This is a genomic window from Kribbella sp. NPDC050470, assembly GCF_044458365.1.
Classification (GTDB): Bacteria; Actinomycetota; Actinomycetes; order Propionibacteriales; family Kribbellaceae; genus Kribbella.
In genome coordinates, this window is the sequence record NZ_JBITHV010000007.1 from 1 (window position 1) to 24262 (window position 24262).

Here is a 24262-nt window from a genome sequence, read left to right on the forward strand (position 1 = left end):
CAGCGAGGCGGGACACCCCACCACGCCCACATAGCCCAGCACCAAGCCAATCCGGAATCACCGCCTCACGCCAAGCCGATCGGTGGATCGAGGCTTAGGAGGGAGTAGATGAGGACGTCGGTGTTCTGGCCGGCGTTGAAGAAGGCTCCTCTAGCGGTGCCTTCGAGTTGGAAGCCGCACTTGTCGGCGATGCGGCGGCTGGGGGCGTTCTCGGGGACGATGACGAGGGACAGGCGGTTCACCTTCTTCGCCGAGAACAGGTAGTCGACCAGGAGGCGGACTGCCTCGGTGGTGTAGCCGCGGCCGGCGTACTCGGTGCTGTAGAGCTGGTACGAGAGCTCGTAGGCGTCCCAGTAGCTGACCTGCCGGAAGAACTCGATGTGGCCGACCATCACGTCGTCCCGGTCCCAGATCAGCAGCGTCCCCTGGTCACGCTCCCAGAACCCGGTCTCGGCACGACCACTTCACCGTTGAGCATGCCAACCCCCTCCTCAGGCTCTAGTGTCCGCTGAGGCGGGTGAGTTCGGCCGTGACCTCGTGGAAGGCTTCGGACTCGGGGTCGATGAGTTCGTAGTGGCCGGCGCCTTCGACTCGGTGGAAGCGGGCGGTGGGGTGGGCGGAGAAGTAGGACTCGGTGATGGTGATGGGGACCCGGAGGTCCGTGGTGCCGTGGATGAGGCTGACGGGGGCGATCGAGGCCGGTAGGTGCACGGGGTCGAGATCGTTGCGTACGCCGCTGCCGATGAAGTCCTGTACGGCGCCATCGTCCAGCCCCAGGCGATCAGCCATGAGCAGGTCCGCCACCGGGGCCAGCGCGATCACCCCACGGAGCCGGACCGGGTTGAACGTCGACGCCGCCCACAGCGCGAGTTGGCCGCCGGCGGAGTGACCCACCAGCAGGTAGCCGGCGTGTACGTCGACCAGGTCCGGCAGACTGTCCAGCGCCGTACGCACGTCTGTCGTGGTGGCGTCGGGATCGCCCGGCACGCGCCGGTACTCCAGCGACACCACCGGCCAGCCGAGGTCGGCGAGCGCCTCGCAGAGCGGGCGGGCGTGCACCCGGTCGTAGTCCGGCCGCCAGAACCCGCCGTGCACGAAGACGACGAGTGGGCGGTACTCCTTGGCGTGCCAGTGGTCGATCACGTGGTCCTCGTGGTCGCCGTACCGCAACTGCTCGTCCGGCTCGCGCGCCTCGCGCGTGAGCACCGATCGGTCCTCGCTCATTCAGACCTCCCGAGACTGTGCTTATCTCCTAAAAAGTGCAGAGCGTTCGTGGAGAACAGCTTGTGCTGCTGGTCCGCGGTCAGGAAACCGGCCTTCCGTACCACCTCCCCGACCGGCCGCTCACCCAGTGGATAGGGATAGTCACTGCCGACCAGAACGCGGTCTTCCCCCACGGTATCCACAAGAAGCCGTAATGATGCCGATTCGAACACCACCGTGTCGACGAAGAACCGGTCCAGGTAGTACGACGGTGGGTGCTGCGAGCAACCACGCACGATGTCACCGCGCCGGTGCCAGGCGTTCTCCACCCGTCCCAGCCAGAACGCGAAACTCCCGCCTCCGTGGGCGAAACAGATCCGCAGCGACGGCGGCAGCGCGTCGAAGGCGCCGCCCAGGATCATCGCCAGCAGCGACAGGTGTGTCTCGGCGGGCATCCCGGTCAGCCAGCGGGCCATCCAGCGGTCGAGTCGCGGCCCGCCCGGCATGTCCCACGGATGCACCAGGACCGGCGCCCCGACCTCGGCACAGTGGTTGAGGAAAGCAACGATCCCGGCGTCGTCCAGGTCCTTGTCGCCGACGTGGTTGCCGATCTCCACGCCCGCGTGGCCGGCCTCGAGACACCGGTCGAGCTCGGCACAGGCGGCGTCCGGGTCCTGCAGCGGCACCTGGCAGAACGGCACGAACCGGTTGTCCCCGGCAAGTGTCTCCAGGGTGAGGTCGTTGAAGATCCGGGCCACCTTGACCGCCTGGTCGGCCGGCCGGTCGTAGGCGAGGAACACCGGCGTCGGCGAGACCACCTGGACATCGATGCCGTCGGCATCCATATCGGCCCGCCGGACGGCCGGATCCCACGTCTGCGGGCCGATCGGCCGGAACTCCTCCGAGCCCACCATGATCATCGCGGCCCGCTCGGAGTCGATCCGCAGCCACGGCCAGCCGGAGCCGCCGCACGCTACCGAGAGATCCGGCCAGCCCTTCGGCACCAGGTGAGTGTGAACATCAACCGTCATCAGCCTTTGCCTGGGTGCATCGCGCCGCAGTTCGGGCAGGTGCGGGCCTCTTCGCTGTCGTAGAAGGCGTTGAAGACCGGTGGCAGGTCGGCGACGATGTCGTTCACCTGGAGCTCGACCTCGTGCACGATCGCGTTGCAGCTCTCGCAGTACCAGCGGAACTTCTCCAGCGTGCCCTGCTCGCGGACGCGCTCGATCACCAGGCCGATCGAGTCCGGGCCGCGCTGGGGCGAGTGCGGCATGTTCCGCGGCAGCACCCACATCTGGCCTTCGTCGATGTCGACCCGGGCCGGTCCGTCCTCGGTCATCACGTTGACGTGCAGGTGTCCCTTGATCTGGTAGAAGAACTCCTCGTACGGATCGACGTGGAAGTCGGTGCGCTGGTTCGGGCCGCCGACCACCATGGTGATGAAGTCGTCACCGGTCGGGAACATCTGCTTGTTGCCGACCGGCGGCTTGAGCAGGTGCTTGTTCTCCTCGATCCACTGCGGAAAGTTCGTCGACTCCAGATTGACCATCACTCGCTCCTTTGCGGGCTGTGTCCTGGTGGGATGGCCGCAACGGCCTGTATCTCGATCAGCAGCTGGGGATGTGGCAGCTGATGGACTGCGACGGTCGTCCGGGCCGGCCCGGACTCGTCGAAGAATTCGGCGTACACCTCGTTGTACCCCCCGAAGTCGTTCATCGACACCAGGTACGTCGTGACGCTCACCAGGTCCTCGAGCCCGGCGCCGACCGCGGCCAGGATGTCCCGGATGTTCTCCAGTACGGCGCGGGTCTGCTCCCGGATGTCCAGCGCCACCGTGCCCAGCGGGTCCACCGAGGCCCCGGCGATCGAGTTGTCCGGCCGCCGGCTCGACGTACCCGACACGTACGCGAACCCGTTGACGACCTTCACATGCGGAAACCGCCCCCGCGGCACCGCCTTCCCCGGTACGACGGTCATCGACGTCCTCGCTTCGCTCCGGGCGCCGATGAGACACGAAGCGGACTGTGCTTGATGGTGAACTCGCTTCGCTCGTTCACGAGAGCTCCACGCAGACGTTGGTGGGTTCGGAGTAGAAGTCGAGGGAGTGGCGGCCGCCCTCGCGGCCGATGCCGGACAGTTTCATGCCGCCGAACGGGGTGCGGAGGTCGCGGAGGAACCAGGTGTTGACCCAGACCAGGCCGACGTCCAGGGCCGAGCCGGCCCGGTGGGCGCGGCCGACGTCGCGGGTCCAGACGGTTGCCGCGAGCCCGTAGTCGGAGCCGTTCGCCAGCGCGTATGCCTCGTCCTCGGTGTCGAACGGGGCGATGTGGCAGATCGGGCCGAAGATCTCCTCGGTGTTGGTCCGGGCCTCGGGCGGCAGCCCGGTCACCACGGTCGGCTGGATGTAGCAGCCGCCGTCGCGGGCATCGCCGAACGAGGGTACGCCGCCGCCGGTCAGGATCTGTGCACCTTCGGCCCGGGCGAGGTCGTAGTACGACAGGACCTTGTCGCGGTGCTGCTTCGAGATCAGCGGCATGTTCATCGTCGCCTCGTCGGCCGGCCAGCCGTAAGTCAGCTCCGATGCCCGCTGCGCCAGCCGGGTGCAGAACTCGTCGAACACCGGCCGCTCGACGTACAGCCGCTCGGTGCACAGGCACACCTGGCCGCCGTTGGTGAAGACCGACCGCACCGACCCCTCGACCGCCGCGTCCAGATCGCTGTCGGCGAAGATCAGGCCGGCGTTCTTCCCGCCGAGCTCGAACGACACCGGCTTCACCCGGTCCGCGGCCACCTTCGCGATCGCCGTACCGGTGGCCGACTCGCCCGTGAAGGTGATCGCGTCGATCCCCGGGTGCCGGGTGAGGTACTCCCCCGCCGACGACGGACCGAAGCCGTGCACGAGGTTGAATACCCCAGCCGGTACTCCGGCCTCGGCCATCACCTCGGCCAGCACGGTCGCCGAGGCCGGCGTCTCCTCGGACGGCTTGACGATCACCGTATTGCCGCAGGCCAGCGCCGGCGCGACCTTCCAGGTGAGCAGCAGCAACGGCAGGTTCCAGGGCACGATGATCGCGACGACACCGACCGGTTTGCGTACGGCGTAGTTCAGAGCCCGCCGGCCATCCGGCAGGGCGGTCGTGTACGACTCGGTCGGCGCAGTCGTCGCGAAGTCCGCGAAGGCCCGGAAGTTCGCCGCACCCCGCGGGATGTCGAGCGTCCGCGCCTGGCTGATCGACTTCCCGGTGTCGCCGACCTCGGCCGCGACAAGGTCCTCGAACCGTCGCTCGAGCCCGTCCGCGACCCGGCGCAGTACGACGGCGCGCTCCTGCTCGCTCATCCGTCCCCACGGACCACGCAGGGCAGCCTGAGCGGCCTGCACGGCCGCGTCCACGGTCTCCTCGGACGCCTCACAGACGTCGAAGATCTGCTCGCCGGTGACCGGACTGAGCTTCGCGAACGTCGATCCGCCCTCGTCGAACGCGCCGTCGACGAAGTTCCGCAGCAGTCCGGGCTGCGACACCCGCCCGGCCAGGAGATCGGGACTCCAGAGGTTCATCGCCGCCTCCTTCTAGCCAGCCCGGCGAGCAGACCGGCGGTGAACGCGACTCCGACCCCCAGGACCTGGTGCTGACGCCGTACCCGCTGCTGTACCTCGGCATACGGCGTCGTGGAGAACGACACCAGTTCGTAGCGGGAGACGTACCGCCCCGGGAAGGCGCGCTCCAGCGCGTGCTCGATCCGCTTGGTCAGCCGGAAGACGGGGGACGCCACCTTGTCGCGCATCTCGACGAAGTTCGCCAGCGCCATGTCGGCGATCGCCTCGGTGTTCTCCCGGCGGCGCGCCTCGAACAGCGGCAGCGCCCGGGCCCACGAGCCACCGGTGTCGCCGAGGCAGCGGTCCAGCTCGACCACGTCCTCGAAGGCGCAGTTCGCGCCCTGCCCGTAGAACGGCACGATCGCGTGCGCTGCGTCGCCGATCAGCGCGGTCCGGCCGTGCGCCTGCCACGGCAGGGCGTGCACGGTGCCGAGCACCCCGACCGGGTTGTTCAGATAATCGCTGACCAGGTCCGGTGCCAACGGCAACAGGTCCGGGTAGTGCTCGCGGAAGTGCGCCTCGATCCCGGCGGCGTCGGTGAGCGCGTCGAAGGAGCCGGCCGGCCAGAACAGCGTGCAGGTGAACGACTTGTCCGGATTCGGCAGGGCGATCATCATCGAGGTCCCGCGCGGCCAGATGTGCAGGGCACCCGGGTCCAGCGCGAAGTCCCCGCCGGCGGCCGGGATCGACAACTCCTTGTACCCGTAGTCCAGGAAGTCCACGTGTTCGGCAACGATGCCCTCAGCAAGCATCTGCTCACGGACCGCCGAGCCGGCGCCGTCGGCGCCCAGCACGACATCCGCCTCGGCCGCCACCTTCCCGGACGGGGTCGCGAACACCATCCGCCCGGCGGCTGAGTCCAGCTCGACCAGCCGGTGCTCGAAGACCACCGACACCCCGGGGGCGGCCGCGGCCGCCGACAGGAGCGCGTTGTTCAGCGCGCCGCGGCTGATCGAGTTGATCGCCCGCTCGCCGTCGGCGGAGTACTGCTGGAAGTCCAGCGGCCCGTCGACCGGATGGATCATCCGGCCCTTCATCGGCAGCGCGTCGGCCATCACCTGCTCGACCAGCCCGATCCGGCGCAACGCGTCCAGCCCGCGTTCGGAGATGGCCAGGTTGATGGACCGGCCGCGCTCGGCCTGACCAATGCGCGGATCCGGCCGGCGCTCGTACAGCGTCACCTCCAGGCCGCGCCGGGCCAGGAAGCAGGCGAGCAGGCTCCCGGTCAGCCCGGCTCCCACGATCGCGATCTTCACTCCGGCTCCACCTGGGTCAGTGCCGACGCCGCGCGCCAGCAGTCGTGGTACGTCGAGTACAGCGGCACCGGCGCCAACCGCAGTACGTCGGGCTCGCGGGAGTCCGCGATCACGCCGTACTCGAACCTGAGCCGCTTCGCGAGCTCACCGGCCGTCATCGCAGCATCGATCCGCAACGACAGCTGCGCGCCGCGCCGGGCGGGGTCGGTCGGCGTGATCACCCGCCCGATCGTGACCCCGGCCAGCAGCTTCTCCAGGTACGCCGTCAGCCGCAGACTGCGCTCGCGCAACGCGACCATGCCGACCCGATCGAAGAGCTCCAGCGAGGTCCGCACGGGACTCATCGAGAAGATCGGCGGGTTCGAGACCTGCCACGCGTCTGCGGACGCCGGCGGACGCGCCTCCGGCGCCATCTCGAACCGCGTGGACGGCTCGGTGCTCCACCAGCCCTCGAACCGCGGCAGGTCGCCGCCGAGGTGGCGCTCGTGCACGAAGGCCCCGGCCAGCGCGCCGGGCCCGGAGTTGAGGTACTTGTACGAGCACCAGGCCGCGAAGTCCACACCCCAGTCGTGCAGCGACAGCGGCACGTTCCCGGCCGCGTGGGCCAGGTCCCAGCCGACGACCGCGCCGGCCGCGTGACCGGCCTTGGTGATCGTCGGGATGTCCATCAACTCACCGGTCAGGTAGTTCACCCCACCGAGCAGCACCAGGGCCACGTCGCCCCCCAGTTGCTCGACGACGTCCGACGTACGCAGGGTGTCCTCGCCGGGTCGGGGCCGGAGGCGGATGATCGCGTCGTCGGCGTCGTACCCGTGGAAACGAGCCTGGGAACGGACCGCGTAGCTGTCGGACGGGAAGGCCGAGTCCTCGATCACGATCCGGTGCCGCGACGCGGTCGGGCGGTAGAACGAGACCATCAGCAGGTGCAGGTTGACCGTCAGCGAGTTCATCACCACGGTCTCGCTCGACAGCGCCCCGACCAGGCGGGCCGTCGGTCCGGTCAGCAGCTCGTGGTACGGCAGCCACGGCCGGTCCGCGTCCAGGTGTCCCTCGACGCCGAGCGCGGCCCAGGAGTCCAGGTCCTCGAGCAGCTCGGTCCGGGTCGCCTTTGGACGCAGGCCGAGCGAGTTCCCGGCGAAGTAGGCGACCTCGGGGTAGCTGCCGCCCTGGGCCGGAGGCACATCGAAGAGGTCCCGGTGCCCGGGGTCCGCGGCATCGAGCTTCAGCGCCTCCTCCTCCAGCGCGCTCACGCCCCGGCGACCTCGTCCTTCGCCCGGGCCGGCTCGATCACCTGGCCCTTGCCGAGCACGGTCACGCCGCCCTTGGACACGGTGAAGCCGCGCTCACGGTCGTAGTCCGGGTCGACGCCGATCTCGACCCCGTCCGGGACCACCACGTTCTTGTCCAGGATGACGTTCTTCAGCACGGCGTTCGCGCCGATCCGGCAGTTGTCCATGATCACCGCGCGCTCGATGGACGCGCCGGCGCTGACGATCACGTTGGAGCCCAGCACCGAGTGCTCCACGGTCGCCCCAGTCACCACCGAGCCCTGGCAGACGATCGACTCGCCTACCGTGGCGTCGTCGGTGAACTTCGCGCCCGGAAGCTGCGGGTGCGAGGTGAAGATCGGCCAGTCGGAGTTGTACAGGTTGAACACCGGCTGGATCGAGACCAGGTCCATGTGCGCCTCGTGGTAGGAGTCCAGCGACCCCACGTCCCGCCAGTACGAGCGGTCCCGGTCCAGCGCGCCCGGGACGTCGTTCTCCTTGAAGTCGTAGACCCCGGCCTTGCCCTCGGCAACCAGCATCGGGACGATGTCGCCGCCCATGTCGTGGCGGGACGCCGGGTTGGCGGCGTCCTTGCGCAGCGCCTCCACCAGGACGTCGGCGCTGAACACGTAGTTGCCCATCGATGCGAACGTCTCGTCCGGCGAGTCCGGCAGCCCGGGCGGGTCGGCCGGCTTCTCCAGGAACTCCTCGATGGCGTGCCCGTCCGGCCCGGTCTTGATCACTCCGAACTCGGTCGCCTCCACCCGCGGCACCCGGATCCCGGCCACGGTCACGCCGTTCCCGCGCTCCAGGTGCGCCGCCACCATCTGGGAGGCGTCCATCCGGTACACGTGGTCGGCGCCGAACACCACGATGATGTCGGGCTTGTGGTCGTTGATCAGGTTCATCGACTGGTAGATCGCGTCCGCGCTGCCCTGGTACCACTGCGGACCGAGCCGCTGCTGGGCCGGGACGCAGGTGACGAAGTTGCCGAGCAGGGTCGACAGCCGCCAGGTGAGCGTGACGTGCCGGTCCAGTGAGTGCGACTTGTACTGGGTCAGCACGCACAGGTTGCGATAGCCGGCGTTCGCGAGGTTCGACAGCACGAAGTCGATCAGGCGGTAACTGCCGCCGAACGGCACCGCGGGTTTGGCCCGGTCGGCCGTCAGCGGCATCAGCCGCTTCCCCTCGCCACCAGCCAGGACGATTCCGAGAACTTTGGGCGCCTTTGCCATGTCCGCACCTTAGTCCGCGATCCCCCGAGGCATAAGCGCTTGCGAGTGTCGCGACACTGTGTAGATGCCAATCCTCATCGTGCCGACCGTCGCCGTTCACCGTTCGTTCCTGGCGGCCTGGGACGAGCTGGGGCCGGTCCACGAGCGGTGGATGGGCGCCAAGTCGATCGCGAACGACGACGAGGAGTGGACCCGGGAGCAGGCGGAAGACCCGGCAGAGTTCCACCGGCTGGTCGAGGCGATCAAGGCCGAGGCGGACCCGGCGACCGAGCTCCCGCCCGGTATCGTGCACCAGACGGTGCTCTGGTACGTCGACGGCGTCGAGTTCCTGGGCCGGCTGTCGATCCGGCACTGGCTGACCCCGCCGCTGCTCGAGGTCGCCGGCCACATCGGGTACTGCGTCCGCCCGTCGGCCCGCCGCCAGGGCCACGGAACCCGGATGCTGGTCCAGTCCCTCCCCCTCGCCGCCAACCTCGGCATCGACCCCGCCCTGGTCACCTGTGACACGAACAACCTCGGCTCCCGGCGCGTGATCGAGGCCGCCGGCGGCGAGCTGGAAGACGAGCGACACGGAAAGCTGCGTTTCTGGGTACCGACACATGTCGCCTGATGTCCTAGGGTCGGGCTCATGAAGGTGGCGATCCTGACGCGTGAGTTTCCTCCGGACGTGTACGGCGGGGCGGGGGTGCACGTGGACTTCCTGGTCCGCGAGTTGCGCCGCCTGCTCGACGTGGACGTGCACTGCATGGGCGAGCCCCGGCTGGGCGCGATCGCGCACTCCGAGGAGGACGCGCGGATGCCGGAGGCGAACGCGGCGCTGCGCATCCTGTCCACTGACCTGACCATGACCGCCGCGGTCGGTGACTCGCAGCTCGTGCACTCCCACACCTGGTACGCCAACATGGCCGGCCACTGGGCCAAGCTCCTGTCCGGCGTCCCGCACGTGGTGACCGCGCACTCGCTGGAGCCCCGCCGCCCGTGGAAGGCCGAGCAGCTGGGCGGCGGCTACGCCCTGTCCAGCTGGGCCGAGCGTACGGCGTACGAGGCCGCCGACGCCGTGGTTGCGGTCAGTCGCGGGATGCGGGACGACGTACTGGACTGCTACCCCGCGATCGACCCCGCCAAGGTGCACGTGATCTCGAACGGCATCGACGCCGACTTCTACCGCCCCGACCCCTCGACCAGCGTGCTGGAACGGCTCGGGGTCGACCTGAACCGCCCGTACGTGACGTTCGTCGGCCGGATCACCCGGCAGAAGGGCGTCCCGCACCTGCTCCGGGCCGGCCTGCGGCTGGACCCGTCGGTCCAGCTGGTGCTGCTGGCCGGCGCGGCCGACACGGTCGAGCTCAAGGCCGAGACCGACGCGCTGATCGACGACCTGAAGGCGACCCGGGACGGCGTGTTCGTGGTCTCCGAGATGCTGCCGCGCGAGGACGTCCGGCAGGTGCTGACGCACGCGCTGGCGTTCTGCTGCCCGTCGGTCTACGAGCCGCTCGGCATCGTCAACCTGGAGGCGATGGCGTGCGAGACGGCCGTCGTCGCGAGCGCGGTCGGCGGCATCCCGGAGGTCGTCGACGACGGCGTCACCGGCACCCTGGTCCGGTACGACGAGAACGACATCGACGCCTTCGAGCACAGCCTCGCCGCCGGCATCAACGACCTCATCGACAACCCGGCCAAGGCCGCGGCGATGGGCAAGGCGGGCCGCGAACGTGCCGTGTCCGAGTTCGGCTGGGACGCGGTCGCCGAGCGCACCGTCGAGCTCTACACCACGCTCACCCGATAATCAGGCCGTCCCAGGACCAGCGGGGGATCGACAGGTCGGCGGGAACGTCGTCGGCTGACCAGTGGTACTTCGCCATCGCAACCGTCGTCGCCCAGGCGAAGTAGTCGTGCAGTACGGCGCGCAGCCGCTCGTCCGCATCCAGGCCGGTGTCGCTCAACGCCTGGTCGAAACAGGCGATCGCCCGCCGGTCCATCTCCTCATGCGGCCCGTTCCCGCTGTGCAACCGGACGACGTACGTCTCATCTCCGTAGTCCTCGCTGTACGTCGGCGGCCCACCCAACGCCTCACCCCAGTACGCCGCCAACCGCTCACTGTGCTTCGGGTGAAACCCATGGCTGAACGCGTGGCTCACCACCTCGTCCGCCATCACCCGCTCATGCCACGCACGAGCCAACCGCAACATCCCCGCCGCCCCACCCGCAGCCTCAAACACCGTAGCCATTCCCCACCTTCTACACCCCACCGGTACGTGCTCGCCACGCCCACGCTCAACGCTGGAGGAAAGCCAACCGCTGCTCGAACGCCGCGCCGCAGCGGCAGTCCTTGTCCTCACACAGGAGCGCCGCCGGGTCAGCGGTGATCAGGCGGGTGGCGCATGCCAGGACGTCCCGGACGGCGATCAGGCGGGCGCGGCAGTTGCCGATGCGCAACTCGCGCGTATGGGGTCGCAGCTCGGGTTCGATCTCGTCGAAGCGGTGGCTCTCGCCGGAGACGTTCGACAGCTCCATCCACGCGCCGGGGCCCGCCTTGGCGTACCGGTAGAACAGCGACCGGCCCAGGTGCTGTTCGGCGAGGTGGATGGTCGTGTTCGAGGTGTGGCCGACACCGAGCAGCAGGACATGGCCACCCAGCTCGGCAAGCGCCTCGATCGGTCCGAGCGGCCAGTCCAGCCGTTGAGCCGCGATCAGCTCACGCGCATGCGCGCCGACCGCAAGGAAGGAGAACAGCGGGTGTGTGCCCCGCTCGTGCTCATAGCCCACGCGCAACGCCTCGGGGATGCGTCCAAGCCATCCGTCGACCGGCAGGTCCGGCGTGAACGGGACCGCCTTCTCCACCGCGTCGTCGAAGGCTGCCCAGGTCTCTGCGTTGTAGTACGCGTTGTGCGGCCGAACCAGCCCCGGCGGAGCGGGCAAGCCAGTCAGCTCCCAACTCCCGCCGACCATCATCACGGTCCCACAGGTCCCGACCAACGCCCGACAGACGGCGTCAGCCCCACCCTCAACCCACCCAAACGACCGCAACGAGCCATGCACAACCACCGCCGCCCCCGAGTCCAGCCCCAACCCAGCCAGACCCTGAGCAATCTCAGCTTCCGTGACAACCATTCAGTTGATGCCGGCGGTGGGGGTGGGGGAGGTCAGCCAGGTTGTGAGGAGGCGGGCGCCGGCTCCGGTGGCGCCGGGGGTGTACTCGAGGCGGTCGGCCGGCGACTCCGCGATCGACGAGAGGTCGAGGTGGGCCCACGGGATGTCCCCCGCGAAGGCCTTCAGGAAGAGGGCGGCGGTGATGGACCCCGGCCCCTTCGAACTGTTGACCGAGTCCGCGATCGGAGTGGCGATCAGCTCCTGGTACTCCGGCGCCAGCGGCATCCGCCAAAGCTCCTCCCCCGACACCCGCCCCGCATCCGCCAGGTTGTCGGCCAACGCGTCGTCGGTCGCGAACAACCCGCCGTACAACATCGACCCCAGCGAGACCTTGATCGCGCCGGTCAGCGTCGCGATGTCGACGATGACGTCAGGCTCGAGCTCCTTGACCGCATACGCGAGCCCATCGGCGAGGACCAGCCGACCCTCGGCGTCGGTGTTCTTCACCTCGGTGGTCCGCCCGCCGTAGTGCCGGATCACGTCGTCCGGCCGGTACGCCGTACCCGACGGCATGTTCTCCGCCGCACAGATCAACCCGGTCACCCGCACCTGAGCCCCAAGGTCACGCAAAGCGGACAGCGTGGCGATCACCGACCCGCCGCCGGTCATGTCTCGCTTCATCGACACCATGCTCTCGCGCGGCTTCAGCGACAGACCGCCGGTGTCGTAGGTGATCCCCTTCCCGACGAGTACGACGTACGGCGTGTCGTCACCAGCCCCCACCGGGACATAGTCGAGCCGGATGAACCGAGGCGGCCGACTCGACCCCTTCCCGACCGCGAGGATCCCGCCGAACCCATCCGCCGCCAACTGCTTCTCGTCCCACACCGTCACGTCGAGACCGGACTCGGCAGCCAGCTCCGTGGCCCGAGCCGCCAGCCACGCCGGGTCCTTCTCGTTCGACGGCGTGGTGGCGAACTGCCGGGCCAGCCACCCGGTCCGGCCGATCACGGCCCCGCGGTCGAGCTCGATCTGCCGGTCGTCGTCGGAGCCGTCGGTGACGGTCACCCGCGCCACCACCGGCTTCCCCGGATCAACCGTCTTCAGGGTGTACGTGAACGACCCCAGTACGACGCCCTCGGCAAAGGCCTGCAGCACCGCGTCATCGATGCCGTCGGCAACTACTGTGGTGAGGTCGTCCTTGCCGCGGCCGAATCTGGCGATCGCCGCACCGGCGTGTCGCAGGTCCTTGGCGCTGCCGTCGCCGGCCCCGACCAGCAGGATCTCGGCCACCTCGCCGGTCAGCAGCGGGTACGACGCGGTCGCGCCGGCCGTCGTACCGAAGCCGGTCGCCTGCTGTGCCTCCAGCAGTCGGGAGAGGTCCACACCGAGGCGTTCGCCGGCGTCCTTCGCGGCGGCCGGCAGGCCGCTCTCGCCGACCACGATCACCCAGGTCGAGGCGCCGTGCACCGGCAGCCCGGGCTGCCACGCCACGACCGGAAGGGTGGGGAACGCGAACTTGCTGCTGCGGCGAGCCACTAGGAGGACCTCACTGTTTGATCAAAAGTTGTCGTAAACGCCCGGCCAACCGTAACGACCCCGGCCGGTGCCACAAAAGGCACCCACCGGGGTCGTTGTAGATATGTCAAGGAGTGCGTGGCACCCCGGGGAGAGCGCTCAGCCGACAACGGCCTTGAGCGCGTTGCCGAGCTCGGTCGCTTCGTCGGCGTTCAGCTCGACGACGAGCCGACCGCCGCCCTCGAGCGGAACCCGCATCACGATCCCCCGCCCCTCCTTGGTGACCTCGAGCGGACCATCGCCCGTCCGCGGCTTCATCGCCGCCATGCGCGCACCCCTTCCCAGTGTCGGTGTTGAGCGACGACACCGCACTGGGTACCGTCTCCGGCGCGTGCGGTGATGCGCCGTCGGCGCGTATCGCAGTGTGTATCAGGACCCATTATTCCCGATCACAGGCCAGAGCCGCGCACCATACGGCAGACTCAGGCACGTGCACGCCCGTTCTGCCCTCTTCGACCTGTACGGCGACCACCTGCGCGCGCGAGGTGGCCGGGCCCCAGTCGCGGCCCTGGTCCGGCTGCTCGCACCGCTCGGCGTCCAGCCGCCCGCGGTGCGTACGGCGGTGTCGCGGATGGTCCGCCAGGCCTGGCTCGAGCCCGTCCGGATCGACGGCCAGCCCGGGTACGAGCTGACCGCCCGGGCGCGTCGCCGGCTGGACGACGCGGCCGCCCGGATCTACCGCACTCCGCCGGAGGGAGCCGCTGGCAACGGTTCCGGCGGCGGTGCCGGCGACTGGGACCGGCACTGGCACCTGGGGATCCTCCGGGAGGTGCCGAACGCCCGCCGCCGCGAGCAGCTCGCGAGCCAGCTCGCCTTCCTGGGTTGGGCTCCGCTGTCCGACGGCGCCTGGGTCGGCCTGCGCAACGACGCGGAGGTGGACCAGATTCTCGGCGCGGAGGGAATCGCGGCGGACCGGTTCCGGGCCCCGGTCGACGACGGCGCGGTGGAGTTCGCCCGCCGGGTCTGGAAGCTGGACGAGCTCGGCGCGTCGTACGACGCCTGGCTGATCGAGGCGAAGGCGCTGGTCGAGGGCGCCGGCGACGACACCACCGACGAGCAGGCCTTCGCCGTCCGGTCGGAACTGGTGCACGAGTGGCGCAAGTTCCTGTTCCTGGACCCGGGGTTGCCGGCCGAGCTGCTGCCGGCCGGCTGGGCCGGGACCAGGGCGGCCGCGTTCTTCGATTTCCACGCCGAACGACTGAGCCCCGCGGCCGGGCGTTTCGTCGACGACTGCCTGACGCTTCACTGAGTTTCCGTCACCGACTGTCAAGGAGCTGACCACGATGAGTGACTCCGTCACCTACGCCGTGACCGACGGCGTAGCCACCATCACGCTGGACCGGCCGGACGCGATGAACGCGCTCGACACGCCGACCAAGGTCCTGCTCCGCGACAGCGTGCTGGCCGCCGCGGAAGACGACGCCGTCCGGGTCGTCGTCCTGACCGGGACCGGCCGGGCGTTCTGCGTCGGGCAGGACCTGAAGGAGCACATCGGGCTGCTCGAGGCGAACGACACGGCCGCGTTGTGGAGCACCGTCCCAGACCACTTCGCGCCGATCGCGCTGGCGCTGGCCGAGATGCCGAAGCCGGTGATCGCGGCGGTGAACGGGGTCGCGGCCGGGGCCGGCGCGTCGATGGCGTTCGCGTGCGACTTCCGGATCGTCTCCGACACGGCCGGGTTCAACCTCGCCTTCACCGGGATCGCGCTGTCCTGCGACACCGGGATCTCGTGGACGCTCCCCCGGCTGATCGGGCGGGCGAAGGCGCTCGAGCTGCTCTACTTCCCGCGGACGGTACGCGCCGACGAGGCGTTGACGCTCGGCTTGGCGACGAGCGTCGTACCGGCGGCCGAGTTCGAGGCGGCGGTCGGCGAACTCGCGGCGAAGCTGGCGGCCGGGCCGACGGTCGCGTACGGCGCGGTACGGCAGTCGGTCGGCTACTCGGCCACCCACACGCTGGCCGAGGCGCTCGTGTTCGAGGCCGGCAAGATGGAGCTGACCGGCGACACCGAAGACCACCGCAACGCAGTCACCGCCTTCGTCACCAAACAAACCCCCACCTTCAAGGGCCGCTAGGTCCTCGGTGCCTTCGGCAAGGACAACTTGAAGGCGACGTACCTGCGACTGAAGGCGGCCGCAACCGGATACGGCGGCATCGCAACTGATGCCTCCAGCAACGTTCACCACGCACTCGCGGTGCAGGACGCGCCGGACCACCACGACCTCGACACCTCGCGTGCCCGGGGGAGTCCGGCGCGTGATCCGTTTGCTGAAGCCAACGCCTACTTGACGACGACGCAGACCGGCCTGCAGGTGTCGGGACTCACGGGTTCCGCAGACCGCCTGCTTCACCATGCACCGCTTCCTCAGCCCGGCCCGCGAGAACTCCGCGCCCGGACCGTTGGTGGGCCCCCCGACCGCGTTCCGGCCGGGCGAGTCACGGCCGGACAACCACCTGACAGCCGGGGAGCCCGGTGAATACCTCATCACGTACAGCACCCGGAACACAACTCGTTCAGCCGTTTGTGTTCCCCTTATTTTCAACATTCCTCGGTGCACTCTGCAGATGCACGAGCTAGCTGCACGTGCACCGAGTCAACCTGGACATTCCGGTTAGCGGGCTATGCCGGTCAGGCCCTGTTCACCTGGCGGCCTATGCACGTCTTTCTCCCTCAATCACCGCGGCGCGTCAGCGTGCGATGCAGGTCGACAAGTGGTCGTTGACGATCCCCGTGGCCTGCATCAGCGCGTAAGCGGTGGTGGGACCAACGAACACGAAACCCTTCTTCTTAAGGCCTTTCGACATCGCCACCGACTCCGGCGTCGTAGCAGGTACGTCGCCCAGCGTCTTCGGCGCCTTGTGCTCGGCCGGCCGGAACGACCACAGCAACTCGGTGAACTCCCCCTCGTCCAGCTCCAACAACGCGCGCGCGTTCGAGATGGTCGCGTTGATCTTCAGCCGGTTGCGGACGATGCCGGTATCCGCCATCAAGCGCTCGAAGTCGTCGGCGCCGTACTTCGCGATCACCGCCGGGTCGAAGTGCGCGAACGCGGCCCGGAAGTTCTCCCGCTTCCGCAGGATCGTGATCCACGACAGCCCCGACTGGAACCCCTCCAACGTCATCCGCTCGAACAACCCGACGTCGTCGCGGATCTCCTTGCCCCACTCGTTGTCGTGGTACTCGACGTACTCCGGCGCCGACGTCGCCCACCCGCATCGCGGCTGCCCGTCCGGCCCGATCACCGTCACCGCTCCACCTCCCGCACCAGCCGCCGCAACGACACCCGCATCAACACCTCGAACACCGGCCGCACCACCGGCCACACCGCAACGCCCACCTTCCCCAACGGCGGCACAACATCCTCCGACCACGTAAAAACGCTCGCACCCCCAGACGTCCCCGCTGCACGGTCGGCCGATGCCGCAGCATCGCTGCCCGCAGACGTCTCCGGTGCACGGTCGGTCGATACCGCGGCGTCGCTGCCCGCAGACGTGCCGGCAGCGCGGTCGGCCGATGCCCCGGCGTCGCTGCCCGCAGACGTCTCCGGTGCACGGTCGGTCGATACCGCGGCGTCGCTGCCGGCAGACATGCCGGCCGCGTGGTTGGTCGAGACGGGACTGATGGCGAACGTCCCCGTGCCGCGCACGACGGTGCCCAGATGCTTCACCGTGCACTCCCGCGGCGGATCCCAGTGTGTGATGACCATGTCGTCAGTGAACCCCAAGCCACCGACAGAAGTCCGCGCCGCCACCCCACCCCCCACCCCGACCCCACCGTTCTCCGTCCCCCAAACCCGAGTCAGCAACATCCAGCGCGACTGCCGCTCCCAGTCGACAACCACCTCCCAAGCCTCCTCCACCCCCAACGCCAACCCAACCGACGCCTCAACATGACAACTCCGCGCACCCTTCATGCCCCGACCCTCCCAGCAATCCCCCCAACAAGCACCCCACCCCGCCCAGCACCCATCCCCCACCCACCAGCACCCCGCCCCGCTCCCTGCCCATCCCCTGCGTGAACAGCACCCCGCCCCGCTCCCTGCCCATCCCTCGCGTGAACAGCACCACGCGGGCTCGCAGCCCATCCCCACCCCACAAGCACCCCGCCCGCTCCCCTGCCCATCCACGCCCGCCCCCAACACGACCAGCCGCTCTCAGCCCATCCCCGGCCGCACACCCACCCTGCCGACGCTCAGCACACCCACCCGGCTCTGCCCCACGGCGTAACACCCCCGTGAACCCCGGCCTACCACTGCCAAAGCGCCACGCAGCAACCCAGCTGAGGCAGGCGTACCTACCGTCGAGGTCCCGAGCCCTCATCTCAGCTCGCCCACTGACAAGCACCTAGCCCCGGCACCTGACACCCACCCGCCGAGCTTCAGCCCCGACCACCTTGCTCAGCCCCAAACAACCGTCCCACCAAGAACCACCCAGCCCAGCATGCTCAGCCGGCAGACATCCGCCTGCCAAGGCACTCGCCGTCCACCACCATGCTGAGGTGCCGGGGAGCCAATGGCCCCGTCAGCTCGGCCGCTAATCGGCACCTTGCTCCGGCACCTGCTCAACCCCCGGCTCCGAGCCCCGCCCCGCCGAGTCCCACCACGCTCGCCCCGGTCAGCCGCCCGACCAGCCACCGCGCCGAGACCCACCAGCCACCGTGCAGAGGCCCACCAACCGCTGAGCCGAGCGGTGCCTCCCCCGCGCACGTTGCTCATACACCGGCTATTCCCCTGCTGAGGCGCTGAGCGCCCACCGAGCTGAGTTGCCGGCCCGCCCGTCAGCCCGGCCGGCGACGATCACATGGCTCCAACGCAGCCTCGTACCGCGACTCCAGATGCCCTCCGGCCGCGAAGCAGCCCATCCGCCATGCTCGGCCGCCGGGTAGCCACCCGGCTGTGAACCCACCAGCCCGACCACCTTGCTGAGGCTCCTGCAGCCACCCTGCATGAGGCATCAAGACCCACGATGACGAGACGCTGGGCGGCGTTCCTTGCCGTCGGGCGTCGTACGGGCGGTCCTGTCAGCTCGGCCGTTGGTACGCGCCCTGCTGCGGCGCCTGCTCGTAGCCTTGCTCCGGATACTCGCCCGACTGAGGACCGGCTCGTCCGCCCTGGTCAGCCGCCGGTTGACCACCGTGCTGCGAACCAGGCTGTCCGCCCTGCTGAGGCGCCGGGTAGCCCTGCTCAGGGCCGCCATAGCCACCCTGGTCGGACTGATAACCACCCTGCTGAGATCCTGCGTAGCCACCGTTCTGCGGCGCCTGCTCGGCCTGGTAGCCGCCCTGCTCCTCGACCGCGTAGCCGCCCTTCTGTGGACCCGGCTCAGCCGATGCGTAGCCGCCGTTCTGCGGCGTCTGCTCGGGTCGGTAACCGCCCTGCTCCTGCGCCGGGTGGCCGCCTTCGTGCGGGCCTGACTCGGCTGCGTAGCCGCCGTTCTGCGGTGTCTGCTCGGCCTGGTAGCCGCCTTGCTGCTGCGCCGGGTAGCCGCCCTGCTGGGACTGCTGGTGGCTGGGCTGCTCGGGGGTCGCGTAGCCGCCGTTCTGCGGTGGCTGGTGCTGGGCCGGCCACTGCGGCCGTGTCGGCTGCTGATCTGCCGGCGGCCAGAACTGCCACTGCTCCTGCGCCTGCTCCCGCGCAGGCACCTGCCCACCCTGCTCCGAGTACTGCGCCCCACCCTGCGGAGACTGCTCCCCTTGAGCCGGGTACGACTCCTGAGCTGGGTACTGCTGCTGAGCCGGGTTCACCTGCTGCGCAGACTGCTCCTGGCCGTACTGCTCCTGCTGCGGGTGCTGCTCGTGCACCGCGTACGGCGCCTGCGCGAGGTGTTCATGCTGCGCCTGCACCTGCCGCGGGTACTGCTCCTCCTGCTGCGAGGGCTGCTCCTGCTGCGAGAGCTCCTGTGCCTGCGGGGCGTGCGCCGGCTGCACTGGGTGCTCCTGCTGGGAGGGCTGCTGAGCTTGCATCGGAGGCTGGTGGTGCGACTGGTGCTCCTGCGCCTGTTGCGCGTGCTCCTGCGCCTGCGGGTACTGCTGCTCCTGCTGGGCGTACTCCTGGAGGTGCGGGTACTGCTGCTCCTGTGTCGGGTAGTCCTCGTCCTCTGGATCCTGCTGGCTCGGTGCCTGGTGCTGCAGGAACTGGTGTGGCTGCGGTTGGTTCGATGGCTCGGGGTGGGGCTGGGCGGCAGTTGGGTGCGGGGTCTGCTGGTTGGGCGGGAGAGGAGTGTAGGTCTGCTCGTGGGGCGGGGACTGGGGCTGCCACTGTGGGGCGGCGGCCTGGGCGTCGTACGGCGGCTGGTCTGTCGGCTGCTCGTGGTACGGCTGGGTGGGTGGTTGCTGCCACTGAGGTACGGGCTCCGGGAGTACCCACTGGGGTGCGGGGTCGGGCTGCGGGTTCTCCTGCTGGGTCCGGTGAGGCTCTGGCTGGGCGTCTTGCGGTGAGGTCAGGGGGAATTCCTGCGTCACCTCGGTCGAATGCGCCGACTGAGCCGGATCGGCCGACTGAGTTGGGTCGGGTGCACCCTGCGTGTCGCGTCGATCGGCTGCTTGCTCTTGGTCGAGGTCTCCTGAGGTGCGTGCAGGGTCGACGGAGCCGGCTGGGTGCTCTGGGGCGGCGGGGACTGCGTTGGGCTCGGCGTTGGCCGGTGGTCGGTCCTCGGGGAACCAGGGCTCGGGTTGCTGGGCGGCGGCGTACGGGTCCGCCTGCGGCTGCGGGTAGGCGGATGACTCGAACGACTCCTGCGGCGCGTAGGACTCGGGCTGCTGCGGGTTGTACGAGGCGGACTCAGGCTGCTGCAGCGTGATGGTTTGAGGCTGCTCCGCGAAGTCGGACTGTCCAGGCACGTACTGCGCCTCCGGAGCGTCACCCCGGCCAAACGCGGACTGGGCTTGCGCGGTGTCGCCCCACCCCTGCGCGGGCTGGTCCTGCGGGCCAGCGTCCTGACCGGGCATCGACCAGGCCTGCGCCGGGTCGTCCTGCGTCGGCGCGGACTGCGCCTGCGGCGCCTCGTCCTGCGTTGGTGCGGACTGGGACTGCGGGCCGGCGTTCTGGCTGGGCGTTGTCCAGGACTGCGGTCCGTTGTCCTGAGTGGGGGTGGGCTGCGGACCGTCATCCTCGGCGGACTGGGACTGCGGTGCGTCGTCCTGAGTGGGCATCGACCACACCTGCGGAGCGTCGTCCTGGCTGGGCGTGGACTGGGCTGGCGGTGCCTCGGCCTGGGCGGGGTCGGGCTGAGGATGTGGTGCGTCGTTCTGCTGGGGCGTGGGGTGGGACTGGGCGTCCAGGAGGGCTCGGGCTTCGGCCTGGAGGCGTTCGTACTCGCCGGCAGCGGCGGAGGGCTCGGTTACTGGGACTTCCTGGGTGTCTGAGTCGTCTGCTGCTGGTGGGTGTTGTGCTGGAGCCTGCGCCGTCGGGGCGGGGGTGGCTGGTGCATCGGCTGGCTGGTCATCACGGGCAGCAGGATCGTTTGCCGAGGAGTTAGAGGCCGCAGCGCCGGCCAGCGCACCTGCAGCCGCGGCGCCTGCCGCGAGCGCAGTCGCTTCGGGCCTGGGCACCGAGGGCGCGGGCGTTGCGGACCCGCCGACTCCGGAACCGGCCGGGTCAGACTCGTATGCTGCGGAACCCGTCGGGCCGCGCTCGCCTGCTCCGGATTCGGATGCACCAGACTCGGATCCTCCGAAACCGGCTGGGCCGGACTCGGATGCTCCGTACATGGATGCGCCGGACTCGGGTGCGACGGGCTCAGGTGCGCCGGAGTCGGGTGCGCCGGGACCAGTCGCGTCGGGGTCCGCCGCGGGGGGTTCAGTTGGCGAGTCGGTCGGGGAGTCGGTCGAGGGTTCTGGGAAGTTGCCGCCGACGAGGATTGGTTGTTGGGTGCCGGTGTCGTCGAAGTCGGTGGTCGTCTCGTCGGGGGTGCCGGTGAAGCCGGGGCCGTCGACGATCGGGGAGACGGCTCGCTCGAGGTCCGCGATGCGGCGGTCGCGTTCGGCGACCTCGCGGGCGACGCGTTCGAGGAGGGTGTCGACCTCGTCCATCCGGTAGCCACGCAGGCCGACGCCGAAGCGCGCGGCCTCGATGTCCGTGGCGGTGAGCGCCTGCCGGGCCGGGACGCTGAGGTCGGGCCGGTCGTCGTACGCCGTACTCATGGCACCCCAACGACCCGAGGCCACTACTGCGACAGCCCCGATCAACAGCACCACGATCAGCCCGAAGAACCACATCACGGGACCGATCGTGCCATGCCGACGAAGTCACCCGCACAATCGGACACCGATTCGGCCCTCGGCGTAAGCACGAAGCCGGCAGGAACCGGAGTCTCAGCTCCCGTCAGAGCCCAGCCGGTGCGCCTCGCGCCGCTCGCGGGCCAGCGGGCTGTCCGCCTCGGCCACGTCCCGGGCGGCCGCCGCAGCTGCTTCCTCGGCCGCCGCGTCGGCGAGCTCACCGGCCTTGACGATGTAGCTGATCGCCTCGTCCACGTCGTCGGTGACCACGAACATGTCGAGGTCGGCCGCCGAGATCTTCCCGTCCGTCAGCATCGTCTCGCGCAGCCAGTCGACCAGGCCGCTCCAGTACGACGTGCCGAACAGCACGACCGGGAACGACGTCACCTTCCGTGTCTGCGCCAGCGTGAGCGCCTCGAACAGCTCGTCGAGCGTGCCGAACCCACCCGGCATCACCACGAACCCCTGCGCGTACTTCACGAACATGGTCTTGCGGGTGAAGAAGTAGCGGAAGTTCATCCCGATGTCGACCCACTCGTTCAGGCCGTTCTCGAAGGGCAGCTCGATGCCGAGCCCGACGGACACGCCGCCGGCCTCGGAGGCGCCCTTGTTCGCCGCCTCCATCACGCCCGGTCCACCACCGGTGATCACCGCGTAACCGGCGCCGACCAGCTTCCCCCCGAGCTCCTCCGCGGCGATGTACATCGGGTCGTCCGGCTTGGTCCGGGCCGAGCCGAACACGCTGATTGCGGCGCCGAGCTCGGCCAGCATGCCGAACCCCTCGATGAACTCCGACTGGATCCGCAGCACCCGCCAGGGGTCGGTGTGCACCCAGTCCGACGGCCCGCGGCTGTCCAGCAGCCGCTGCTCCGAGGTCGACTGCTGCACCTGGTTGCGCCGCATCACGACCGGCCCGCGCTGCTGCTGGCCGATCGGACGGTCGGGGTGGATCGAGGGTTGTTCCATACCTCCAGATTAGTGCGGACAGTGACAACGGGCCTGCCGACGCGGGGCCCGCCACGAGGTGTACCTACGCCGTCAACCAGGCTCTCAGCCGCTGTTCACACGCCTCGATCTCCGCCTCGGGCACGAACTCGTCCTGCTTGTGCGCGTACAGCGGGTCACCGGGTCCGTAGTTCACCGCCGGTACGCCGAGCAGCGAGAACCGGGCCACGTCGGTCCACCCGAACTTCGGCTGCGGCTCTCCCCCGACGACCTCCAGGAACGCCGCCGCGGCCGGCCGCTCCAGCCCCGGCAGCCCACCCGGCGCCGAGTCGGTGACGACCAGGTCGAACCCCTCGAACACCTCCCGCAGATGCGCCTCGGCCTCCGCCTCCGACCGGTTCGGCGCGAACCGGTAGTTGACCTCCACCGTGCACAGATCCGGTACGACGTTGCCCGCGACCCCACCGCGGATGCCGACCGCGTTCAGCCCCTCGCGGTACTCCAGGCCGTCGATCGGCACCCGGCGCGGCTCGTACTCCGCGAGCCGGGCCAGGATCTCGCCCGCCGCGTGGATCGCGTTCGACCCCATCCAGGACCGGGCCGAGTGCGCCCGCTCGCCGCGGGTGCTGACCTCGATCCGCATGGTGCCCTGGCAGCCGGCCTCGACGACCGCGTTGGACGGCTCCATCACGACCGCGAAGACGCCCTCGAGCAGCTCCGGGTTCGACCGGGTCAGCTTGAACAGGCCGTTCCGCTCGGCCTCGACCTCCTCGCAGTCGTAGAAGACGTAGGTGACGTCCCGGTTCGGCTCCGGCAGCGTCGCCGCCAGCCGCAGCCCGACCGCGAGACCGCCCTTCATGTCGCAGGCGCCGAGCCCGTGGATCAGGCCGTCGGCGCGCCGGGCCGGGAGGTTGTCGTTCAGCGGCACGGTGTCGATGTGCCCGGCGACCACGATCCGCTCGTCGCGGCCGATATCGGTCCGGGCGACCACGGTGTTGCCGTGCCGGAACACCTTCAGGTGCGGGTACGCCGACAGCGCCTTCTCGATCTTGTCCGCGAGTTTCTCCTCGGCGCCGCTGACCGACTGCAGGTTGACCAGCGCCTCGCACAGGTCGGGGCCGGGCACGGACAGGTCGAGCTTCGCCATCAGGATTCCTCTGCCGGTGGTAGGAACACACAGAACTCGTTGCCTTCGGGGTCGGCGCAGACGTGCCAGCCGATCTCGTCGTCCTTGGGCCGCAGGAGCGTCGCCCCCGCGTCCAGGACCGGCTGCAGGGCGGGCGCGGTGACGTCCCAGTGGATCCGGTTCTTCACCGTCTTCGGCTCCGGCACGGGCACGAACACCCAGTACTGGAACGGCAGGCCGGGCACGTCCTCCAGCCAGTCGTACGGCCGGCCCGGCTTGCTGCGGAAGTCGCCGCCGACCACGCCGGACCACCAGCGCGCCTGCGCCTCCGGGTCGACCGAGTCCACCACGAGCTCCACCAGCCGGTACGCCGGAACGGTGTCGCGAACGAAGCCGCAGAACTCACCGCCCTCCGGATCCTCCAGCACGGTCCAGTGCTGCTCGTCCGTGGCGGGTGTCTGCACGGTCGCGCCCTCGCGCAGCAAGTCCTCGATCGCGCCGGTCTGCACGTCGAGATGGACCCGCTGCTTGGCGGCCTTCGTCTCGGGGACCTGGCACATCCAGATGGTCTTCTGCGGTACGTCGCCGACGAGAACGTTCGGGTTGTCCGCCGGAGCGGTCAGCCCGAGCACCCGCCCCCAGAACGCGACCATCGCGCTGGGACATGACACGTCCACGCACAGGTCCTTGAACCGGGCCACGCTCATGCCGCCAACCCTAATCCGGACGACCGACAAACACCTGTTTGGTT

22 protein-coding genes and 1 pseudogene are annotated in these 24262 nt (G+C 69.6%); 4 read left to right on the forward strand and 19 right to left on the reverse strand.

The window, feature by feature from the left end; genetic code table 11:
• Nucleotides 1–65: 65 nt before the first annotated feature.
• From ACIBGM_RS20965 to glgC, 9 genes and pseudogenes are all read right to left on the reverse strand, one after another.
• Nucleotides 66–428, reverse strand: a pseudogene (locus tag ACIBGM_RS20965) (GNAT family N-acetyltransferase); the annotation flags it as partial.
• 70 nt (nucleotides 429–498) lie between these two features.
• Nucleotides 499–1224 (reverse strand): alpha/beta hydrolase family protein, encoded by a 726-nt coding sequence (locus ACIBGM_RS20970; protein ID WP_396386510.1) that lies wholly within the window; start codon nucleotides 1222–1224, stop codon nucleotides 499–501.
• The gene (locus ACIBGM_RS20975) at nucleotides 1221–2234 is read right to left on the reverse strand and encodes an amidohydrolase family protein (protein WP_396386511.1); all 1014 of its coding nucleotides are present in this window, start codon (nucleotides 2232–2234) and stop codon (nucleotides 1221–1223) included. Before ACIBGM_RS20975 ends, ACIBGM_RS20970 begins: the two co-directional genes overlap by 4 nt.
• A complete protein-coding gene (locus ACIBGM_RS20980; RefSeq protein ID WP_360523316.1) occupies nucleotides 2234–2752 on the reverse strand; it encodes a 3-hydroxyanthranilate 3,4-dioxygenase in 519 nt (172 codons plus the stop codon). The genes ACIBGM_RS20975 and ACIBGM_RS20980 overlap by 1 nt, the downstream gene beginning before the upstream one ends.
• Entirely contained in the window at nucleotides 2752–3180 is a 429-nt protein-coding gene (locus ACIBGM_RS20985; RefSeq protein WP_396386512.1) for a RidA family protein, read from the reverse strand. Before ACIBGM_RS20985 ends, ACIBGM_RS20980 begins: the two co-directional genes overlap by 1 nt.
• 76 nt (nucleotides 3181–3256) lie before the next feature.
• Nucleotides 3257–4759, reverse strand: a complete 1503-nt coding sequence (locus ACIBGM_RS20990) for a 2-hydroxymuconic semialdehyde dehydrogenase (protein ID WP_360523322.1) — start codon at nucleotides 4757–4759, stop codon at nucleotides 3257–3259.
• A complete protein-coding gene (locus tag ACIBGM_RS20995) occupies nucleotides 4756–6054 on the reverse strand; it encodes an NAD(P)/FAD-dependent oxidoreductase (protein WP_360523325.1) in 1299 nt (432 codons plus the stop codon). Before ACIBGM_RS20995 ends, ACIBGM_RS20990 begins: the two co-directional genes overlap by 4 nt.
• Nucleotides 6051–7304 carry a kynureninase gene (gene kynU / locus ACIBGM_RS21000; RefSeq protein ID WP_396386513.1) on the reverse strand — a complete coding sequence of 418 codons (1254 nt, stop codon included), beginning with the start codon at nucleotides 7302–7304 and terminating at the stop codon, nucleotides 6051–6053. Before kynU ends, ACIBGM_RS20995 begins: the two co-directional genes overlap by 4 nt.
• Nucleotides 7301–8557, reverse strand: coding sequence for a glucose-1-phosphate adenylyltransferase (glgC, locus tag ACIBGM_RS21005; protein ID WP_360523331.1), 1257 nt, complete (start codon nucleotides 8555–8557; stop codon nucleotides 7301–7303). The genes kynU and glgC overlap by 4 nt, the downstream gene beginning before the upstream one ends.
• 64 nt (nucleotides 8558–8621) lie before the next feature.
• Between glgC and ACIBGM_RS21010 the strand changes: the two genes are divergently transcribed.
• Complete coding sequence (locus tag ACIBGM_RS21010) at nucleotides 8622–9167, forward strand: GNAT family N-acetyltransferase (RefSeq protein ID WP_360523334.1); 546 nt, start codon at nucleotides 8622–8624, stop codon at nucleotides 9165–9167.
• 18 nt (nucleotides 9168–9185) lie between these two features.
• Nucleotides 9186–10343, forward strand: coding sequence for a glycogen synthase (gene glgA, locus ACIBGM_RS21015; RefSeq protein ID WP_396386514.1), 1158 nt, complete (start codon nucleotides 9186–9188; stop codon nucleotides 10341–10343).
• Here the strand turns inward: glgA and ACIBGM_RS21020 are convergent.
• From ACIBGM_RS21020 to ACIBGM_RS21035, 4 genes are all read right to left on the reverse strand, one after another.
• Nucleotides 10333–10785 carry a group II truncated hemoglobin gene (locus ACIBGM_RS21020; protein ID WP_360523340.1) on the reverse strand — a complete coding sequence of 151 codons (453 nt, stop codon included), beginning with the start codon at nucleotides 10783–10785 and terminating at the stop codon, nucleotides 10333–10335. The genes glgA and ACIBGM_RS21020 overlap by 11 nt on opposite strands.
• Before the next feature lie 46 nt (nucleotides 10786–10831).
• Nucleotides 10832–11668, reverse strand: coding sequence for an AAC(3) family N-acetyltransferase (locus tag ACIBGM_RS21025; RefSeq protein ID WP_360523343.1), 837 nt, complete (start codon nucleotides 11666–11668; stop codon nucleotides 10832–10834).
• Nucleotides 11669–13186: a leucyl aminopeptidase family protein gene (locus ACIBGM_RS21030; protein ID WP_360523346.1), complete on the reverse strand. Its 1518-nt coding sequence runs from the start codon at nucleotides 13184–13186 to the stop codon at nucleotides 11669–11671.
• Between the two features lie 138 nt (nucleotides 13187–13324).
• On the reverse strand, nucleotides 13325–13492 hold the full coding sequence (locus ACIBGM_RS21035) for a DUF3117 domain-containing protein (protein WP_012923066.1): 168 nt from the start codon (nucleotides 13490–13492) through the stop codon (nucleotides 13325–13327).
• Nucleotides 13493–13655: 163 nt separating this feature from the next.
• Here ACIBGM_RS21035 and ACIBGM_RS21040 point away from each other — a divergent pair, with 163 nt between their 5' ends.
• Nucleotides 13656–14474 (forward strand): PaaX family transcriptional regulator C-terminal domain-containing protein, encoded by an 819-nt coding sequence (locus tag ACIBGM_RS21040; RefSeq protein WP_360523349.1) that lies wholly within the window; start codon nucleotides 13656–13658, stop codon nucleotides 14472–14474.
• A gap of 34 nt (nucleotides 14475–14508) precedes the next feature.
• On the forward strand, nucleotides 14509–15300 hold the full coding sequence (locus ACIBGM_RS21045) for an enoyl-CoA hydratase-related protein (protein ID WP_360523352.1): 792 nt from the start codon (nucleotides 14509–14511) through the stop codon (nucleotides 15298–15300).
• Nucleotides 15301–15913: 613 nt separating this feature from the next.
• Here ACIBGM_RS21045 and ACIBGM_RS21050 read toward each other — a convergent pair.
• From ACIBGM_RS21050 to ACIBGM_RS21075, 6 genes are all read right to left on the reverse strand, one after another.
• On the reverse strand, nucleotides 15914–16474 hold the full coding sequence (locus tag ACIBGM_RS21050; protein WP_360523354.1) for a DNA-3-methyladenine glycosylase I: 561 nt from the start codon (nucleotides 16472–16474) through the stop codon (nucleotides 15914–15916).
• Nucleotides 16471–16893, reverse strand: a complete 423-nt coding sequence (locus tag ACIBGM_RS21055) for a hypothetical protein (RefSeq protein ID WP_396386515.1) — start codon at nucleotides 16891–16893, stop codon at nucleotides 16471–16473. Before ACIBGM_RS21055 ends, ACIBGM_RS21050 begins: the two co-directional genes overlap by 4 nt.
• A 1352-nt stretch (nucleotides 16894–18245) precedes the next feature.
• Nucleotides 18246–21440 (reverse strand): DivIVA domain-containing protein, encoded by a 3195-nt coding sequence (locus ACIBGM_RS21060; protein WP_396386807.1) that lies wholly within the window; start codon nucleotides 21438–21440, stop codon nucleotides 18246–18248.
• A 96-nt stretch (nucleotides 21441–21536) separates the two neighbouring features.
• Nucleotides 21537–22406 (reverse strand): TIGR00730 family Rossman fold protein, encoded by an 870-nt coding sequence (locus ACIBGM_RS21065; RefSeq protein WP_396386516.1) that lies wholly within the window; start codon nucleotides 22404–22406, stop codon nucleotides 21537–21539.
• Between the two features lie 64 nt (nucleotides 22407–22470).
• On the reverse strand, nucleotides 22471–23532 hold the full coding sequence (gene dapE / locus ACIBGM_RS21070; RefSeq protein ID WP_396386517.1) for a succinyl-diaminopimelate desuccinylase: 1062 nt from the start codon (nucleotides 23530–23532) through the stop codon (nucleotides 22471–22473).
• On the reverse strand, nucleotides 23532–24218 hold the full coding sequence (locus ACIBGM_RS21075) for a VOC family protein (RefSeq protein ID WP_396386518.1): 687 nt from the start codon (nucleotides 24216–24218) through the stop codon (nucleotides 23532–23534). Before ACIBGM_RS21075 ends, dapE begins: the two co-directional genes overlap by 1 nt.
• Nucleotides 24219–24262 lie beyond the last annotated feature (44 nt).

What these genes read in the sequence shown, in the direction of transcription:
- ACIBGM_RS20970 (WP_396386510.1), bottom strand. Translation starts at nt 1,224, where the DNA reads ATGAGCGAGGACCGATCGGTGCTCACGCGCGAGGCGCGCGAGCCGGAC.
- ACIBGM_RS20975 (WP_396386511.1), bottom strand. Translation starts at nt 2,234, where the DNA reads ATGACGGTTGATGTTCACACTCACCTGGTGCCGAAGGGCTGGCCGGAT.
- ACIBGM_RS20980 (WP_360523316.1), bottom strand. Translation starts at nt 2,752, where the DNA reads ATGGTCAATCTGGAGTCGACGAACTTTCCGCAGTGGATCGAGGAGAAC.
- ACIBGM_RS20985 (WP_396386512.1), bottom strand. Translation starts at nt 3,180, where the DNA reads ATGACCGTCGTACCGGGGAAGGCGGTGCCGCGGGGGCGGTTTCCGCAT.
- ACIBGM_RS20990 (WP_360523322.1), bottom strand. Translation starts at nt 4,759, where the DNA reads ATGAACCTCTGGAGTCCCGATCTCCTGGCCGGGCGGGTGTCGCAGCCC.
- glgC (WP_360523331.1), bottom strand. Translation starts at nt 8,557, where the DNA reads ATGGCAAAGGCGCCCAAAGTTCTCGGAATCGTCCTGGCTGGTGGCGAG.
- ACIBGM_RS21010 (WP_360523334.1), top strand. Translation starts at nt 8,622, where the DNA reads ATGCCAATCCTCATCGTGCCGACCGTCGCCGTTCACCGTTCGTTCCTG.
- glgA (WP_396386514.1), top strand. Translation starts at nt 9,186, where the DNA reads ATGAAGGTGGCGATCCTGACGCGTGAGTTTCCTCCGGACGTGTACGGC.
- ACIBGM_RS21020 (WP_360523340.1), bottom strand. Translation starts at nt 10,785, where the DNA reads ATGGCTACGGTGTTTGAGGCTGCGGGTGGGGCGGCGGGGATGTTGCGG.
- ACIBGM_RS21025 (WP_360523343.1), bottom strand. Translation starts at nt 11,668, where the DNA reads ATGGTTGTCACGGAAGCTGAGATTGCTCAGGGTCTGGCTGGGTTGGGG.
- ACIBGM_RS21035 (WP_012923066.1), bottom strand. Translation starts at nt 13,492, where the DNA reads ATGGCGGCGATGAAGCCGCGGACGGGCGATGGTCCGCTCGAGGTCACC.
- ACIBGM_RS21045 (WP_360523352.1), top strand. Translation starts at nt 14,509, where the DNA reads ATGAGTGACTCCGTCACCTACGCCGTGACCGACGGCGTAGCCACCATC.
- ACIBGM_RS21060 (WP_396386807.1), bottom strand. Translation starts at nt 21,440, where the DNA reads ATGTGGTTCTTCGGGCTGATCGTGGTGCTGTTGATCGGGGCTGTCGCA.
- ACIBGM_RS21065 (WP_396386516.1), bottom strand. Translation starts at nt 22,406, where the DNA reads ATGGAACAACCCTCGATCCACCCCGACCGTCCGATCGGCCAGCAGCAG.
- dapE (WP_396386517.1), bottom strand. Translation starts at nt 23,532, where the DNA reads ATGGCGAAGCTCGACCTGTCCGTGCCCGGCCCCGACCTGTGCGAGGCG.
- ACIBGM_RS21075 (WP_396386518.1), bottom strand. Translation starts at nt 24,218, where the DNA reads ATGAGCGTGGCCCGGTTCAAGGACCTGTGCGTGGACGTGTCATGTCCC.